The sequence below is a fragment of the Streptomyces inusitatus genome (genome assembly GCF_014651115.1).
GTDB classification, from domain to species: Bacteria; Actinomycetota; Actinomycetes; order Streptomycetales; family Streptomycetaceae; genus Streptomyces; species Streptomyces amakusaensis.
In genome coordinates this window covers 75,213-90,218 of sequence record NZ_BMWG01000024.1, presented here as the reverse complement: position 1 = coordinate 90,218, position 15,006 = coordinate 75,213, and the positions used below count along the sequence as shown (strand labels likewise).

Annotated in this window: 10 protein-coding genes and 1 pseudogene; 8 read left to right on the top strand and 3 right to left on the bottom strand. The window is 73.5% G+C overall.

The features are described 5' to 3' along the window. Positions 1-63 precede the first annotated feature (63 nt). From purB to IE247_RS28210, 3 genes are all read left to right on the top strand, one after another. Positions 64-1,497: an adenylosuccinate lyase gene (gene purB / locus IE247_RS28220; RefSeq protein ID WP_190126186.1), complete on the top strand. Its 1,434-nt coding sequence runs from the start codon at positions 64-66 to the stop codon at positions 1,495-1,497. Then, entirely contained in the window at positions 1,494-2,030 is a 537-nt protein-coding gene (mug, locus tag IE247_RS28215; RefSeq protein ID WP_190126187.1) for a G/U mismatch-specific DNA glycosylase, read from the top strand. The genes purB and mug overlap by 4 nt, the downstream gene beginning before the upstream one ends. Positions 2,031-2,229: 199 nt before the next feature. Further along, positions 2,230-3,387: an ROK family transcriptional regulator gene (locus IE247_RS28210; RefSeq protein ID WP_190126185.1), complete on the top strand. Its 1,158-nt coding sequence runs from the start codon at positions 2,230-2,232 to the stop codon at positions 3,385-3,387. 139 nt (positions 3,388-3,526) lie between these two features. Here the strand turns inward: IE247_RS28210 and IE247_RS28205 are convergent, their stop codons facing one another. Both IE247_RS28205 and sigJ read right to left on the bottom strand, forming a co-directional pair. After that, a complete protein-coding gene (locus IE247_RS28205; RefSeq protein ID WP_190126136.1) occupies positions 3,527-4,291 on the bottom strand; it encodes a GntR family transcriptional regulator in 765 nt (254 codons plus the stop codon). 266 nt (positions 4,292-4,557) lie between these two features. Beyond that, positions 4,558-5,442, bottom strand: coding sequence for an RNA polymerase sigma factor SigJ (sigJ, locus tag IE247_RS28200; RefSeq protein ID WP_190126135.1), 885 nt, complete (start codon positions 5,440-5,442; stop codon positions 4,558-4,560). 192 nt (positions 5,443-5,634) lie between these two features. Between sigJ and IE247_RS28195 the strand changes: the two genes are divergently transcribed. After that, on the top strand, positions 5,635-6,489 hold the full coding sequence (locus IE247_RS28195) for an alpha/beta fold hydrolase (protein ID WP_190126134.1): 855 nt from the start codon (positions 5,635-5,637) through the stop codon (positions 6,487-6,489). A 42-nt stretch (positions 6,490-6,531) separates the two neighbouring features. Here the strand turns inward: IE247_RS28195 and IE247_RS28190 are convergent. Beyond that, positions 6,532-7,131, bottom strand: a pseudogene (locus IE247_RS28190) (EamA family transporter); the annotation flags it as partial. A 308-nt stretch (positions 7,132-7,439) separates the two neighbouring features. Here IE247_RS28190 and pdxR point away from each other — a divergent pair. The 4 genes from pdxR to IE247_RS28170 all read left to right on the top strand — a co-directional run bounded on the left by pdxR (position 7,440) and on the right by IE247_RS28170 (position 14,979). After that, on the top strand, positions 7,440-8,924 hold the full coding sequence (gene pdxR / locus IE247_RS28185; RefSeq protein WP_190126133.1) for a MocR-like pyridoxine biosynthesis transcription factor PdxR: 1,485 nt from the start codon (positions 7,440-7,442) through the stop codon (positions 8,922-8,924). A 118-nt stretch (positions 8,925-9,042) separates the two neighbouring features. After that, positions 9,043-10,620: an alkaline phosphatase D family protein gene (locus tag IE247_RS28180; protein ID WP_190126132.1), complete on the top strand. Its 1,578-nt coding sequence runs from the start codon at positions 9,043-9,045 to the stop codon at positions 10,618-10,620. Positions 10,621-10,753: 133 nt separating this feature from the next. Then, positions 10,754-12,151 carry an SWIM zinc finger family protein gene (locus IE247_RS28175; RefSeq protein ID WP_190126131.1) on the top strand — a complete coding sequence of 466 codons (1,398 nt, stop codon included), beginning with the start codon at positions 10,754-10,756 and terminating at the stop codon, positions 12,149-12,151. Further along, complete coding sequence (locus IE247_RS28170; protein WP_190126130.1) at positions 12,148-14,979, top strand: DUF6493 family protein; 2,832 nt, start codon at positions 12,148-12,150, stop codon at positions 14,977-14,979. Before IE247_RS28175 ends, IE247_RS28170 begins: the two co-directional genes overlap by 4 nt. The last annotated feature ends 27 nt before the right edge of the window (positions 14,980-15,006 follow it).

The window sequence follows — 15,006 nt, the reverse complement described above, 5'->3', positions numbered from 1 at the left end:
TACAACTGTGACCGGGGCGCTGACCTGCGGGAAGCGCCAGTAGAATCTGGCCGTGTGACTGCTGTGTCTGCGAAGCCTCGCATCCCCAATGTCCTGGCCGGCCGCTATGCCTCGGTGGAGCTGGCCGCTCTCTGGTCTCCCGAGCAGAAGGTGAGACTGGAGCGCCGGCTCTGGCTCGCGGTTCTGCGCGCGCAGAAGGATCTCGGTATCGAGGTCCCCGAAGCGGCCATCGACGACTACGAACGCGTGCTCGACCAGGTCGATCTGGCCTCGATCGCCGAGCGCGAGAAGATCACCCGGCACGATGTGAAGGCCCGGATCGAGGAGTTCAACGCCCTCGCCGGTCATGAGCAGATCCACAAGGGGATGACCTCCCGCGATCTGACCGAGAATGTGGAGCAGCTCCAGATCCGGCTCTCTCTGGAGCTGGTGCGCGACCGCACGGTCGCGGTGCTGGCCCGGCTCGGGAAGCTGTCCGCCGAGTACGCCGAGCTGGTGATGGCCGGGCGCTCGCACAATGTGGCCGCGCAGGCCACGACGCTCGGGAAGCGCTTCGCGACCGCCGCCGACGAGCTGCTGGTCGCCCATGGGCGGCTGGAGGACCTGCTGGGCCGCTATCCGCTGCGCGGCATCAAGGGCCCGGTGGGCACGGCGCAGGACATGCTGGATCTGCTGGGCGGCGACGACGCGGCCCTGGCCGAGCTGGAGGGGCGCATCGCCGCCCATCTGGGCTTCGCCGAGGCGTTCACCTCGGTCGGGCAGGTCTATCCGCGCTCGCTCGACTACGACGTGGTCACCGCGCTGGTGCAGCTCGCGGCGGCCCCCTCCTCGATCGCCAAGACGATCCGGCTGATGGCCGGGCACGAGCTGGTCACCGAGGGCTTCAAGCCGGGGCAGGTCGGTTCCTCGGCCATGCCGCACAAGATGAACACGCGCTCCTGCGAGCGGGTGAACGGCCTCATGGTCATTCTGCGCGGCTACGCCTCGATGACGGGCGAGCTGGCGGGCGACCAGTGGAACGAGGGCGATGTCTCCTGCTCGGTGGTACGCCGGGTGGCGCTGCCGGACGCGTTCTTCGCTTTGGACGGGCTGCTGGAGACCTTCCTGACGGTACTGGACGAGTTCGGCGCCTTCCCCGCCGTGGTCGCCCGGGAACTCGACCGGTATCTGCCGTTCCTCGCCACCACCAAGGTGCTGATGGCCGCGGTACGGGCCGGGGTGGGCCGCGAGGAGGCGCACGAGGCCATCAAGGAGAACGCGGTGGCCGCCGCGCTGGCCATGCGCGAGCAGGGCGCGGAGCGCAATGAGCTGCTGCCGAAGCTCGCCTCGGACGAGCGCATTCCGCTGGACCGGGAGCAGCTGGACGCCCTGATGGCGGACAAGCTGTCGTTCACCGGGGCGGCGGCGGGCCAGGTCGCGTCGGTGGTCTCCCGTATCGAGGAGATCGTCAAGCGGAACCCGGCGGCGGCGGGCTACACCCCGGGGTCGATCCTCTGACCCCCGGGGAATTGGAAGCCGCCCGTGACCGCGTCGTGGAGGATGTGGTGGCGGGCGGTCTTCAGGTGCTTTTCTGCGGCATCAATCCGGGGCTGCTGTCGGCGGCGACCGGTTTTCACTTCGCGAGGCCGGGGAATCGATTCTGGCCGGTTCTGCACCTCTCGGGCTTCACGCCGCGGCTGCTGAAGCCTTCGGAGCAGGGGGAGCTGCCGTCGTACGGGCTGGGCATCACCAATGTGGTGGCCAGGGCGACGGCGCGCGCCGACGAGCTGGACGCGGAGGAGTTGCGCGAGGGCGGCCGGCTGCTGCGGGAGAAGGTGGCCGCGCTGGAGCCGCGGTGGCTGGCGGTGGTCGGGGTGACCGCGTACCGCACGGCGTTCGGCGAGCGCGGGGCGCGGATCGGTCCGCAGGAGACGACGGTGGGCGCGACCCGGATCTGGGCGCTGCCGAATCCGAGTGGGCTGAACGCGCGCTGGACGGCCGAGTCGATGGCCGAGGAGTTCGCCCGGCTGCGGGCGGCCGCGTCCGCTTGAGCGGGCGGCGGGGGGCGGCGGGAGCGCCGGGGCCGGTTTCGGAAGATGTCGGGAAGGGTCCCGGTAGGGCCGCGGCGCTCCGCCGGGGGCCTCGGCGGCGCATGCCCCGCTCCGATCGTGCACGTGGCAGGGCCAGCGAGTACGATCCGGCAGACACACACGCCCGAGCTGCACGAGCAAAGGGCTGGAAGGACACATGGTGGGGCGGCTGACCGGCGGGGATCCGTCGCTGCTGCGGCGGATCAACTCCGCGGTGGTACTCCATTCGCTGCGGGGCGCGGGCTCTCCGACGCTCACGGATCTGACCCGGCTGACGGGACTGTCCCGGCCGACGGTCGAGGGCGTCATCGAGGGGCTCGTCGAGGCCGGTCTGGTCAGTGAGTCGGTCCCCGAGGAGGGTGAGGCTCGCCGTCAGGGACGTCCGGCCCGGCGCTTCCGGTTCCGGGTGGAGGCAGGCCATCTGCTGGGCGTGGAGATAGGTCCGCACCGGGTGGCGGCCCTGGTGTCCGGTCTGGACGGGCGCATCATCGGCGCGGGCTCCCGGGAGGTGTCGGAGACGGCGTCGGCGGACGACCGGCTGGAGCGGGTGCGGCTGGTGATCGCGGATGTGCTGCGGCGGACCGGGGTCTCGCGGACCAATCTGCGGGCGGTCGGGGTCGGCACTCCGGGGATAGTGGAGGCGGACGGGACCGTACGGCTGGGGACGGCGCTGCCGGGCTGGACCGGGCTGTCGCTGGGGCAGCGGTTGCAGCGTTCGTTCCGCTGTCCGGTGCTGGTGGAGAACGACGCCAACGCGGCGGCGGTCGCCGAGCACTGGAAGGGTTCGGCGAAGGGGTCCGACGATGTCGTCTTCGTGCTGGCGGGGCTGAGTCCGGGAGCGGGTTCGCTGATAGGCGGCCGGCTGCACCGGGGCTTCGGCGGTGCGGCCGGGGAGATCGGGGCACTGCATCTGCTGGGGCGTGAGGTGTCCCCGGAGAAGCTGCTGTCGACGACGGACGAGCCGCTGCATCCGCTGGACGAGCAGGCGGTGGCCAATGTCTTCGCGCTGGCGAAGCAGGGCGACGTCCGGGCCCAGGCGGCGGTGGAGCGGTTCATTCAGCGGCTGGTCCACGATGTGGCGGCGCTGGTGCTGGCGCTCGATCCGGAGCTGGTGGTGATCGGCGGCTGGGCGGCCGGGCTGGACGGGGTGCTCGATCCCGTACGGGAGGAGCTGTCCCGGTACTGTCTGCGGCCGCCGAGGGTGACGCTCTCGCTGCTGCGTGAGGCGGCCGTCTCGACGGGCGCGCTGCGGCTGGCGCTCGATCATGTAGAGGAGGAGCTGTTCGCGGTGGAGGGTACGGTGACGGCCCGCCGCTGAGAGCGTCAGCTCGGTGCGACGGGCCGTGCGCGGGCGGGTCCGCTCCCTGTCCGGGGGCGCGGCCGGTGAGGGCCGTGCGGGCGGATGCCGTGACGCGTGCGGTGGCGCGGGGTGCTCAGGGGACCGCGGGCGGGGTTCGTCAGGAGGCGCGACGCTCCTCGCCGTGGTGGCTTATCTGCACATCGCCGGAGTCCCCGAAGGTCAGCCGGCAGGTGTCGGCCCGGTAGGTCGCCATGATGACGGCGGCGGTCCTGCCCCGGGAGAAGTAGCGGGTGGTGACGATCAGTACGGGCGCGCCGGGCAGCCGGTCCAGTTCCCTGGCGTCGTCGGCGCGGGCGGAGCCCAGCTCCACCGCGCGGTCCTGGCCGTCCAGTTCGAGCCGCTGGAGTTCGCGCAGGACGGCGCGGGCCCTGGCGGGCCCCGGGGGCGCGTCTATGGCCGACAGCTCGGGCACCGAGGAGGCCGGGACGTAGAGCTGTTCGGCCGCGACCGGCTGCCCATGGGTGACGCGCAGTCTGCGCAGGGTGTACGTCTCCTCTTCGGCGGCGGTTCCCAGCAGTCGGGCCACCGCGGGAGGCGGTACGGCCCTGGAGCAGTCGAAGGACTGCCAGGCGTCCTGCGCGGAGCCGGGCCACGCGTGCTGGGTGGTGGACACGTCCACTCCCATGCGCGGCGGGGCGACGGTCGTGCCGACGCCGCGCCGGCGTTGCAGCCGTCCTTCGAGTTCGAGTTGTTCCAGTGCCTGGCGCAGGGTCGCTCGGGCGACTCCGAACCTGGCGGCGAGGTCCCGCTCGTTCGGCAGGATCTCCCCCACCGCGAAGTCAGAGTCGAGCGCTTCTCCAATCACCGTCTTGAGGTGCCAGTATTTCGGTTCCGGCACAGATTCCAGCTGCGTGGTCCCCACCCTGATCCTCCGCATTCGCCGTGTCAGCGGCGGCTTTTCCGCGCCCTTGTTTATTAAAGGTTCCTGCACTATCTCAGCCGACCATAGGACGGCGCGGCACCTTGGTCAAGACCAATCCTGCGTTTGTCGCTCTGTGAAGTCGACGGGATTGGACAAGCGTTCACGGGCTGTTAGCACTGTTTGCACCCCAGCTAAACGCGCGCGGCCGACCGTCCGTGGATTTTCGGACAAGGGCTCTGACGTGCACGGAAGGGGTGTACGTGGGGTCACATGAAAGTCACCCCGGAGAGTTTGTCTGGATTGCGCATGACGTAGACGCGGCTGACGCGTCCGTCCGCGATCTCCAGCTGAAGAACGGTGTCCGGCTTCCCGCCGGAGAGCAGCAGCAGCGCCGGAGCGCCGTTGATCTCCACGAACCGGCGATCCTCGTCCGGCGGCCCGCCGTTCGCGACCGCGACGAGGAAACGTCCGATCTTGTCGGCGCCGAAGAGGACCCGCAGCGGCGCCTTGGACTTGCCGCCGCTGTCGCCGATCAGACGCGCGTCGGGCGCGAGCAGGGCCAGCAGGCCCTGGAGATCGCCACTGGCCGCGGCGGCCAGGAAGCGTTCGGTCAGTTCACGGCATTCGGTCGGGTCGACGTCGTAACGGGGTTTGCGTTCCTCCACATGCCGGCGGGCCCGTGCGCCGAGTTGGCGCACGGCCGTCTCGGAGCGCTCCAGGGTGACCGCGATCTCCCCGTAGGGGAATCCGAAGGCCTCCCTCAGGACGAACACGGCCCGCTCCAGCGGGGAGAGCGATTCCAGGACGACGAGGACGGCGAAGGAGACGGATTCGGCGAGAACTGCCCGTTCGGTCACGTCGGGGGTGGTATGCCCGATGTCCGTGATGATGGGCTCGGGCAGCCAGGGGCCGGTGTACGACTCGTTCCGGGCGCGGATCTGTCGCAGCCGGTCGATGGCGAGACGGGCGGTGACCCGTACGAGATAGCCCCGGGGCTCCCTGACGTCCGCCCGGTCCTGGGCGGACCAGCGCAGCCAGGCGTCCTGGACGACGTCCTCCGTGTCGGCCGCGCGGCCGAGCATGCGGTAGGCCACAGCGGCCAGTACGGGCCGGTGCTCTTCGAAGACGTCGGTCAGGGTGTCGGTCGCCACCCCTCCATCCCAGCCGACACACGTCTCCGTGTCCAGGCGAACGCGGTGCGTCATATGTCTCCCGGCCGGAAACGACGGGTCGGGGCCGGTAAGGCGCATTCCGGCCCTTGAACTTGAAACTACCTGGCGGTAATTGTTACTGACAGGCCGTCTACCAGCTCCGAGCAGGGGCGACACGAGGGAGCAACAGTCATGGTCGCGGACATTTCGTTCTCCGTCGAATCCCCGGAAGGGAATCGGAAGCTGTCCGTCAGCTATGCGAGAGATGGCGTGGGAGAGCCATTGCTGCTGCTCCACGGCATAGGGCACCACTGGCAGGCATGGGAACCCGTGATCTGCGTACTGGCGGCCGAACGCGATGTCATAGCCGTGGATCTGCCCGGTTTCGGTGTGTCCTCGCCGCTGCCCGAAGGAGTGCGGTACGACCTTTCCACCGTCGGTTCGGTACTGGGCTCGCTCTGCGCGGCCCTGGGCCTGGAGCGCCCGCATGTCGCGGGCAACTCGCTCGGCGGGCTCCTCGCCCTGGAGCTGGGCCGGGCCGGACTCGCGCGGTCCGTCACCGCGCTGTCGCCCGCCGGCTTCTGGAACGGGCGGGAGCGGGTCTACGCCTACGGCACGCTCAAGGCGCTGCGGGCCGGGGCCCGCTCGATACCGCTGCCGGTGATAGAAGGGCTGTCCCGCTCGGCGGCCGGGCGGGCGGCGCTCACCGGGACGATATACGCCAGGCCCGGCCTCCGCTCATCGGAGTCGGTCGTCGCCGAGACCCTCGCGATGCGCGGGGCCTCCGGTTTCCACCAGACGCTCGCCGCCGGACGCTCCGTCCTCTTCCGCGACGACGTGCCCGATGTGCCGGTCACCATCGCCTGGGGCACCCGGGACCGGGTGCTGCTGCGCCGTCAGGGAGTCCGGGCCAAGCGGGCCATCCCCGGGGCGCGGCTCGTCCGGCTGCCCGGCTGCGGACACGTCCCCATGAACGACGACCCCGCGCTCGTCGCCCGGGTGCTGCTCGACGGCAGCTCCGGCCGCTCCGACAGCTCCGGCCGCTGACGGCGGCCGGCCGCCGAAGAAGCCCGAGCCGAGCGCCGCGCCCGCTCCCACCAGCGCTCCCCCGGCCGCCTGGGCCACGCCGAAGCTCCCCACGCCCACCAGCGGCGCGGTGAGGGCCGCCGCGACGGGGATCAGCCCGGTGAAGAGGGTGGCGCGCTCCGTGCCGATCCGCTGGATGCCCATGTACCAGGCGACGAAGCCTATGACGGTGACCACGGCGGCCTGCCACAGCAGCGCCCACGCCTCCCCCTGGTCCGGCGTCCGGACGAAGCGCGGACCGTCGACGACCAGCCCGACGAGGGCCGCCTCCACCGCCGCGACCCCGCAGACGCAGGCGGTGAGCAGCCTCGGCCCGAGGGGGCGCAACACCGGCGCGGCCAGCACGGCGAAGCCGACCTCGCCGAGGAGCGCGGCCACCGACCAGAGGACGCCCGTCGCGTCGGCGCGGCCCCAGCCCTGGACGGCGAAGGCTCCGGCGGCGACGAGGAGTGCCCCGTACAGCACCGGCGGGGTGGGCCGGCGGCCGTCGGCGAGCGGTACGAGGACGGCGACGATGACGGGCGCGCAGCCGACGAAGACGCCGGGCACGGCGGGTTCCGAGGTGCGTTCGGCGGCCAGGATCGCCAGGTTGAAGCCGACCATGCCGACGGCGGCGAGCAGGGCGATCCGGCCCCACTGGCGGACGGTCAGCGCGCGGACCCGGGTGAGCGCCGACGTACCGCCGAGCAGGGGGAGCAGCAGGAGGAGGGCGAGTGCGTAGCGGATGGCCTGGCCACCCGCGTACGGGTAGTCGCCGAGCACGCTGTTGGCGGTGAAGGAGGCGCCGACCAGGCAGTAGGCGAAGGAGACGAGGAGGACCCCGGTCAGGGGGTTCGGGCGGGTCGGGTGGTTCGGGCGGTTCATGGGGGTGACGCTAGGGAGCGCGGCGGTCCCCTTTAAGGTCCACTTCCATGATGTCTTCGGGGACCACTTCGGGGCCGTCCGGTCCGGAGCCGTCCGGACTGGAGCCGTCCGGACTGGAGCCGTCCGGTCCGGCGTGGGAGCTGCTGACCCCGGCCGCCGGGGCTCCCGCGCGGCAGCGGGGGCGGGCGCTCCGCTCGGCGCTGCGGGACGCGGTGCGCTCGGGGCGGCTGGCGGCGGGCACCCGGCTGCCGGCGAGCCGGGAGCTGGCGGCCGATCTGGGCGTCTCGCGGGGGCTGGTGACCGAGGCGTACGAGCAGCTGACGGCCGAGGGGTACCTCCGCAGCGAACGGGGCTCGGGCACCTGGGTCGGCGCGGCGGCGCGCCCGCCCTCCCGGGGGGCGCGGGATCTCGCGCCGCGCCCGTCCCCCGGTCCGGTGGTGGACTTCCGCCCCGGGACGCCCGATCTCTCGCTCTTCCCCCGGGCGGCGTGGGCGGCGGCCCACCGGTCCGCCCTGGCGCGGCTGCCGCACCGGGCGCTCGGCTATCCCGATCCGCGCGGCCTGCCCGAGCTGCGGACCTCGCTGGCGGCGCTGCTGACCCGGCGGCGGGGCGCGGTGGCCGATCCGGAGTGCCTGGTGGTGTGTTCGGGGGTGGCGCAGGCGATGACGGTGCTCGGCTCGGTGCTGCGGGGCCGGGGCGCGCGGTCCATCGGTGTGGAGGACCCGGGCAGCCCCGAGCACGGGCCGCTGTTCGGCGCCGCCGGGCTGAGCGCCGCCGCGCTGCCGCTGGACGGCGAGGGGCTGGCGATGGAGCCGCTGCGGCGCTCGGGCGTGGCGGCGGTGGCGACCACACCGGCCCATCAGTTCCCCACCGGAATCGCCTACTCCGCGCGGCGCCGCGCCGAACTGCTCGACTGGGCGCGGTCGGTGGACGGTCTGATCGTGGAGGACGACTACGACGGCGACTTCCGCTACGACCGGGCCTCGGTCGGCGCGCTCCAGGGGCTCGATCCGGAGCGGGTCGCCTACACCGGCTCGGTGAGCAAATCGCTCGCGCCGGGGCTGCGGCTCGGCTGGATGCTGGTGCCGGAGCGGCTGGTGGACGAGGTGATCGAGCGCAAACGCACCATGGACCTGGGCAATCCCGCCCTGGACCAGGCGCTGCTCGCGGACTTCGTCGGCGGCGGCGGCTACGACCGTCAGCTGCGCCGCTGTCAGCGCGCCTACCGGGAGCGGCGCGACGCGCTCGTCCGCGCCCTCGGCGAGCACTTCCCGGGGTCCTCGGTCAGCGGGATCGCGGCGGGGCTGCACCTCATCGCCCGGCTGCCCGGCCGGTACGGTCCCGAGGAGGGCTTTCTGCGCCGCGCGGAGCGGGCGGGGATCGCGGTACGGCCGCTGTCGGCGCACGCCCTGACGCCCGTGCGGGACACGGGTGTACGGCTGGTGCTGGGGTACGCGCATCTCTCCCCGTCCGACATCGTGCGGGGAATCGGGCTGCTGGCCCGGGAGACGGCGCGGCGGGGCGGGGACTGACGTTCACTGAGGCGTCGGCCGCGCGCCACCGCGGGATGCGAGGATCGACCCCGGCGGTCCACCACGCCGACCGTCACCCACCGCGCCCGGCACACGGAATGCCCCTGGAGGCCCGCCGATGACAGCAACCCCCCGCGGGCCGGCGGCCCCCGGCCGCCGCTCGCTGCTGCGCGGCGCGGCCGCCGCGTCGGCGGTTCTGGCCCTGCCCGCCTTCGGCTCCGCGCCCTCGCAGGCCCTGGGCGGGCGTCCGAGCGCGGCGTGGGGGGTGCGCAGCGGCGCGGTGACCTCGTCGTCCGGGCTGGTGTGGGTGCGTTCGGACCGGCCCGCGCGGATGCTCGTGGAGACCTCGGCCACGGAGTCCTTCGAGCGGACGGAGCTCCACCAGGGGCCGCTGCTGGGGCCCGGCACGGACTTCACCGGCACCACGGCGCTGGCCGGGCTGCCGCCCGGGGAGCAGATCCACTACCGGGTGACGCTCGCCGATCCGGACGATCCCCGCCGTACCGGCGAGCCGGTGTCCGGGACGTTCCGGACCGCGCCCGCCGGGCGCTGCCGGGGCGTGCGCTTCCTCTGGTCGGGGGATGTCGCGGGACAGGGCTGGGGCATCAATCCGGACATCGGCGGCTACCGTGTCCACGAGGAGATGCGGCGGCTCGATCCCGACTTCTTCCTGTGCAGCGGGGACTCGATCTACGCGGACGGGGTGATCGAGCCCCGGGTGACCCTGCCGGACGGCCGGATCTGGCGCAATGTCACCACCGAGGAGAAGTCCCGGGTCGCCCAGACACTCAGGGACTTCCGGGGCAACTTCCGCTACAACCTGCTCGACGAGCACACCCGCCGCTTCAACGCCCAGGTGCCTTCGGTGGTGCAGTGGGACGACCACGAGGTGCGCAACAACTGGTATCCGGGGCAGCTTCTGGACGATCCCCGCTACACCGAGAAGAACACGGACGTGCTGGCCGCGCGCTCGCTGCGCGCCTTCGGCGAGTACTTCCCCCTCGCCGAGCCGCCCGCCGCGCCCGGGGGGCGGATGTACCGGGTGGAGCGGTACGGTCCGCTGCTCGACGTCTTCGTCCTGGACATGCGCTCGTACCGCGGCGCCAACTCCCCCGGCCGGCAGGCCCGCGACCGGCGGGGCATCCTCGGCCCGGAGCAGCTCGCCTGGCTCCAGCGGGGGCTGCTCCGGTCGAACGCGGTGTGGAAGGTGATCGCGGCGGACATGCCGATCGGACTGACGGTGCCGGACGGGCGGACCGACTTCGACGCGATCGCCCAGGGGGACGCGGGCGCGCCGCTGGGTCGGGAGCTCCAGATCGCCCGGCTGCTGCGGTTCGTGAAACGGCGGCGGATCACCGGCACCCTCTGGCTCACGGCGGACGTCCACCACACCTCCGCGCAGCACTACGCGCCGGAGCGGGCCGCGTTCAAGGACTTCGCCCCGTTCTGGGAGTTCGTCTCGGGGCCGCTGGCGGCGGGCGGATTCCCGGCCTCCGCGCTGGATGCGACCTTCGGCCCGAGGCGGGTCTTCGTCCGCGCGCCGAAGCGGGGGAACGTGTCGCCGATGGAGTCCCCGCAGTACTTCGGCGAGGTCTCCGTGGACGGGGACAGCGGTGAGCTGACGGTACGGCTGAGGGCCGAGGGCGGAACGATTCTGTTCACCAAGGTGCTCCAGCCGGGCCTGGTGGGGCAGTAGGCCGCGCCCGGCCGCCGTCCCCGGCGGGCCGAGACCGTCAACTGCGTTGAATCCGCAGGTGGGGTGGGGTTTCGGACCGGCCCGCGGACTGGCTCGCGGTCGATTGTCAGTGGTGGGTCCTACCGTCTTTCACATGACCCGATCAACGCAGGCGCTCGCCTACGCCCGTCCGTCCGCCCTGGAGTCGGGGGCGGCCGGCCGGCTTCTCGGCCTGGAGACGTCCGGCGGTCTCACCCCGGCCGGCGCGCAGCCCCACCCGACGTTCTTCTCCGGCTTTCTCTCCTCGCCCCAGACGGCGGCCCGCGGGCTGCTGGCGGTCGCGGACGTGGCGGCCGCCCGCTACCACGACCCGACCCCGCGCCCGCTCCTCGACCCGGTGGTGACGGGCAACGGCGACCGGCTGCGGTTCGAGTCGTTCTCCGGCTGCTGCGGGGTGTACGCGAGGCTCGATGTGCTGCGCGAGGGTCTGGACGGCGCGGAGACCGGGCACGGCACGACCAATGTCGACGTCAACAACCCGCTGCGGGAGGCGCTCTCCCGGATGACCGGCGACAGCCCGCTCCATCTGCGGGTGGGCCCGGGGGAGCTGGCGGTCACCACCCTGGACGGCTCGGTGGTGGAGAAGAAGGTGCCGCTGCCGCAGCGCTGGCTGCGCGGCTTCGCCGAGGCGCAGGTGGCCACCGCCGGATTCGATCTGCGGGCCGAGCTGCCGGCGGCGGAGGCGGTGCGCTTTCTGCGCTCGCTGCCGCGCCCCTCGGCCGGGCGGGCCTCGCGGGCGGTGGGCTGGGTCGTCGCGTCCGGCCGGACGCTGCGTCCCACCACCCGGCCGGCGCCGGGGGCGATCTGTCTGCCGGGCCCCGAGCGGCTGGCCGCGCTCCAGCGGGTGCTGCGCCAGGCGATCGCGCTGCGGGTGTACGGGCCTGTCGCCACCGACGGGGTGGCGTCCTCGGCCGCCTGGGAGGTGGTGCTGCCGGGGATGCGGCTCACCCTGACCCTCTCCCCCGGCACGACCCGCGGCTTCTCCGGCGAGGGAGGCGTCCTGGAGGCGCTGTCGACCGACGAGGCCGCACAGGACGCCGAGCTGGTCTCGGTGCTCCTCGCCTGGGAGCCGAGGATAGACCCGGCCGAGCTGGCGGAGCGGTCCGGGCTGACGGTGGCCCGGGTGCGGGCCGCCCTGGTCCGGCTGGGCACCGCCGGGCGGGTGGGGTACGACGTGGCGGACGCGGCGTACTTCCACCGCGAGCTGCCCTATGACGCGGACCGGACGGAGCGGCACAACCCCCGGCTGGTCGACGCCCGGGGACTGCTGGCGGCGGGGGCGGTGACCCTCGACGGGGAGTCGGCCTCGGTCGCCTCGGGCCCCCGGGTCTACCGGGTCCGGGAGGTGGGCGGACAGCTGCGCTGCACCTGCACCTGGTGGGCGGACCACCAGGGGCGGCGAGGCCCCTGCAAGCACGCGCTGGCGGTCCGTATGGCCCGCCGGGGCACGGCCGCCGAGACCTCGGCCGCTGCCGGAGGGGAGAACCGGTGAAGGAGCTTCTCGAAGCCGTGCGCGAGGGGCGCGCGGACAAGGTGCCCGCGCTGCTCGGGCCGCTGACCCCGGCCGAGCGCAAGGAGCTGCTGGTGGAGTTGCGGGCGCTCCGCGCCGAACTGCGCCGCGAGGAAGGCCCTTGGGGGCACTGGCGGCAGCGGGGCCTGGCGGCGACCGGGGTGCTGGTGGCCGGCGCGGGGTGCCACACCGGGGCGGCGGCGGCCGCCGCCTGGATCGGCTCGCGCGATCTGCGGATCTCCCGGCCCCCCGGCTCCCCCGCGGTGCTGCGCCCGCTCCTGGAGGTGCTCGACGGCAAGGACCCCGGCTGGCTCGGCGATGTCGCGCACCGGCTCGCCGCCCGGGCCTCCGCCGAGGACGACTTCCCGCTGATCGAGGAGCTGGTCCGGCGGGCCGGCTGCCCGGCTCCCGCCACCGAGGGCTATGTCAGCGGCTGGCTGGACGCGCGCTCCCCGAGGAGCGGCGGGGCGAGGCTGCTGCGCGAGGATCCGCACACGCCCGCCCTGCTGCCCCTCGCCTTCGACCTCGCGGTCCTCCCCAATACCTTCGGCTGGTTCCCGGACGAGAAGACCCCGGGGCACTGGCCCTCCGTGCTCGCCGGTCTGGCGGAGGCCGGGGTGGTGGAGCGTTCGACGCTGGTGGACGGCTGCGTCTCGCGGCTGCTGCGCGGCGGACGCCCGTCCGAGACGGGGTTCTTCCTGAATGTGCTGCGGCGTCTCGCGCCGACTCCCGAGGAGGAGCGGGCGCGGATTCCCGACTGGGCCGGTATGGCCGCCGACGGGGGGCCGCAGGTGGCGGCGCACGCCCAGAGCGCGCTGGGGCGGCTCGCCGAGAGCGGTCTGCTGCCGGTGCGGGCCCTGGCCGAGGTGACGGGCGCGGTGCTCTTCCGCACTGAGAAGAAGCTGGTGCGGACCCAGCTCACGCTGCTGGCCAAGGTGTTGCGCGAGCGGGCGGGCGACGGCGAGACGGTGGCCGGGCTGCTGCCGTCCGTCGCCGAGGCGTTCGGCCATCCGGACACCGGGGTGCAGGAGCGGGCGCTGAAGCTCGTCGCCCGGCATCTGCCGGCCGCCGGGGAGGAGCTGCGCGAGGATCTCGCCGCCTCCGCCGCCCTGCTGAGCCCGGCGCACCGGTCCGCCGCCGTCGCGGTCTTCGGGGCGCTGCTGCCCGAGGAGGAGACGGCGGCCCATGAGGAGATCCTCCCGCCGCCCCCCGTGCGCGAGCGGCTCCCCGCGCCGCCCGCCTCGGTGGCGGAGCTGGTCGAAGAGGTGCTGGTGCTGATGGGCTCCCCCGAGGAGGCCGGGGCGTACGAATGGGTCCTGGACGGCCTGGTCCGGCTGGCCCACCGGGAACGCGAGCCGCTGGAGGCCGCGCTGAAGGAGGCGATCCCCCATCAGGAGTGGTACGAGCACCGGTTCGAGAACTTCCGCCATGTCCATCTCTCCTCCCACCAGATCACCGTGGAGGTCGTGGTCGCCACCCTGTTGGGGCAGGTCTCCGACCATGCCCTCCGGACCGTGCTGAAGCGGATGGGCTCGGCCGTCGACTGCCCGCACGACGGGCTGAGGGAGATCACCACTGCCCGGACCTGGGAGGCCGCCCGGCTGATCCGCGGCCGGCCGGTGCCGTTCCTGCTCGCCACACCCACCTGGAGCACAGGGGCGCTGGACGCGGAAACCCTGGTCGAGCGGTTGCGGAAGTACCGGCGGCTGGAGGTCGAGCCCGCCCCGGTGGACTTCGCCCAGGCGCTGCTGCGGGTGGCTCGCGGACCGGCGGGGAGCGGGGACGGGACCGCGGCCCGGGCCGCCGCCCTGGGCACACCGGAGGGCGACCGGCTCGCGGCCTGGCTCTCCGGCGGCGCTCCGGCGCTCACCGCGCTGTCGCCGAAGCCCGGGTCCGAGGCCGGGTCCGGCTCCGAGTCCGGGTCCGGGTCCCGCACCAGCACCGGCACCGGCACCGGCACCGGCACCGGCACCGATGGCGGTAATGGCGGTGCGGAGGCGGCCGTCGGGGGCGCGCCGGAGCAGAGGCAAGCTGCCTGGCTGTCGGAGAACCCGCTGACGATCGCCCGCCGCATGGCGCACGGCATGCGCGAACGGCTGGCGCCCCTCACCCAGTTCCCCCCGGCGTTCCGCTGGCTGGGCAGACCCCTTGAGGACCAGAAGTGCGACCGCTGGTCCTGCGGGATGTGGGAGTCCCACTGGGCGACGGTGCTTCCGCACGACCGGGAGGGGCTCGCCCTGTGGATGACGCACAGCCTGCGGACATCCGGCGACTGGACGCGCGGCACAGCCGGGTGTCTGACGGCGCTGGCCGAGTCGGAGGCCCCCGAAGGCCCGGCCGGCCCAGAGCTGCACCGGGCGCTGGCGGCCGGGACGGGAGCCAAACGGGCGAGCGACCGGCTGGCCGCGGTCGACGCGATGCTGACGCTCGCCGCCCGGGGACAGCTGGATCACGCGGAGCTCGGCCGCGAACTGGCGCACGCGGTGCGGCACGGCTCGCTGAAGCCCAACCGGCTCGCCGACGCCCTCGGGACGGCCGCGGCGACCGGGGCGTACGGGACGGTCTGGGCGGTGCTCGCCGGGGCGCTGCCCCCGCTGCTCCGGGTGGAGCCGCTCCCCCGGGCGCTGGGCGAGATCCTGGCGGTGGCCTCGGAGTGCGCGGAGCGGTGTGCGCCGGACGGCGGTCCGCTGCCCGGGCTCGCCGAACTGGCCGGGCGGGGCGGTTCCTCGCAGTCGGCGGCCCAGGCCGCACGGCTGCTCAAGGTGCTGGAGCACGGAGCTGGAACCCCCACAAAGGATCGGTCAAAATGAGTCAATAACAGAACATAAACCTGCTTA